4 protein-coding genes are annotated in these 1,371 nt (G+C 37.1%); 2 read left to right on the top strand and 2 right to left on the bottom strand.

The genetic code is table 11. The annotated features are described in order from the left end of the window. Nucleotides 1-194: 194 nt before the first annotated feature. A complete protein-coding gene (locus ACFIMC_RS03125) occupies nucleotides 195-515 on the bottom strand; it encodes an addiction module antidote protein (protein WP_273783426.1) in 321 nt (106 codons plus the stop codon). After that, a complete protein-coding gene (locus ACFIMC_RS03120; protein WP_212113015.1) occupies nucleotides 502-804 on the bottom strand; it encodes a type II toxin-antitoxin system RelE/ParE family toxin in 303 nt (100 codons plus the stop codon). The genes ACFIMC_RS03125 and ACFIMC_RS03120 overlap by 14 nt, the downstream gene beginning before the upstream one ends. A gap of 162 nt (nucleotides 805-966) precedes the next feature. On the opposite strand from ACFIMC_RS03120, the gene ACFIMC_RS03115 reads away from it, so the two are divergent. Both ACFIMC_RS03115 and ACFIMC_RS03110 read left to right on the top strand, forming a co-directional pair. Then, a complete protein-coding gene (locus tag ACFIMC_RS03115; protein WP_375668768.1) occupies nucleotides 967-1,245 on the top strand; it encodes a lysozyme in 279 nt (92 codons plus the stop codon). Further along, a partial coding sequence (locus ACFIMC_RS03110) for a hypothetical protein (RefSeq protein ID WP_375680814.1) occupies nucleotides 1,178-1,371 on the top strand: 194 nt, incomplete at its 3' end. The genes ACFIMC_RS03115 and ACFIMC_RS03110, both read left to right, overlap by 68 nt.

The raw sequence follows: 1,371 nt of genomic DNA, 5'->3' as shown, positions 1-1,371 counted from the left end.
CGTTGCAAACACAACACCAGACAAAGATGATACCCTTGACCCAAACGCCCCACCAAACGCATGCGACGAAGGCGAAGGCGTCATCCATATGGATGAAGAGGATACATGATAGGTTATAAACTAGATGTAGAGCCCCTCATTAAAAATGATTGCTTAAATACCTCCCTTCCCCATCTTTAAAGGTGGGGAGGTAGTCAAGATGCTTCTTCTAAAGCTGCTTGTTCCTTACAATTATTTTGGATAGGCGTTAAGCTAATCTGCAAATTTAAAGCACTCAAAACACTGAGAAAAGTAGAAAGCCGTGGGTCGCCTTTATCACTTAAAGAACGATAAAGAGACTCTCTTGATAGCCCTGTATTTTGGGCGATTTTACTCATTCCTTGGTTTTTCGCTATTATACCAAGAGCATGGGCAAGATACTTACTATCTTTGCTTTCAAGAGCATCTTCTAAAAGAATCCTTTGTGTCTCAGGTGTCTTGAAATATTCACTTGTGTCAAATTTAGTAATTTCCATGTTTCATTTCCTTTACTAATTGAAGAGCTTTTTCGATATCTTTTTGTTGTGTAGATTTATCACCCGCATTTAATAACAAAATGATTTGTTTACCTTGTTTTACAAAATAGATTCTATAGCCAGGACCATGATGTATTTTTAACTCTCCAATTCCACGGAAAAATTTTACATTTCCAAGAAATCCCGTTTCTATTCTTGCTATCCGTTTAACAATATGCGCTTGCGCAATCTCATCTTTTAAAGAATCTAGCCATTTTATAAAATGCTCTGTTTTGTATACTGTAAACATTTGTAACTTATAAAATACAATTATTACAATGTCAAATACATTTTTTTGTTCCAATGAAAAAGCGACATGAAGCTTAACCAAGCTATCTTTCCGAATGAGAAAGATGTCCAATTTTTTTAATCCAGCTCTGCTTTTTGCGGAGCTTTTTTTATGGAGAATCATATGCGAAAAATATCATCAGAAGGACTTGCACTTATCAAACAATGGGAAGGTTTGCGTTTGAACGCCTATAAAGATGCCATTGGTGTGTGGACAATAGGTTATGGACATACAAACAGTGCTGGAAAACCTTTTATTTACGAAGGCATGACAATCACTGAAAAGCAAACAGAAAAAGCTTTAAAAGCAGCCACAACCCGTCTTGAGGTAGAAAATGAAATTAATCAAAAAAGTGATGCTGATGTGCGTACTGCTCTCTCTGACTGGTTGCGCGACAAATAAATATGCTTCTTCTTGTGTTGGCTGGTTGCCAATTTATTTAAGCCGGCAAGATCTGAACGCCATCAGTTCAAACTTAGCAAGAGAGATCTTAAAGCACAATAATCTAGGTGAACGCGTGTGTGGGTG

This window comes from Bartonella sp. AP21QHHD (assembly GCF_042196205.1).
Lineage (GTDB): Bacteria > Pseudomonadota > Alphaproteobacteria > Rhizobiales > Rhizobiaceae > Bartonella.
Note: the sequence above shows the minus strand (reverse complement) of the source record. Positions and strands in the feature narration are given on the sequence as shown.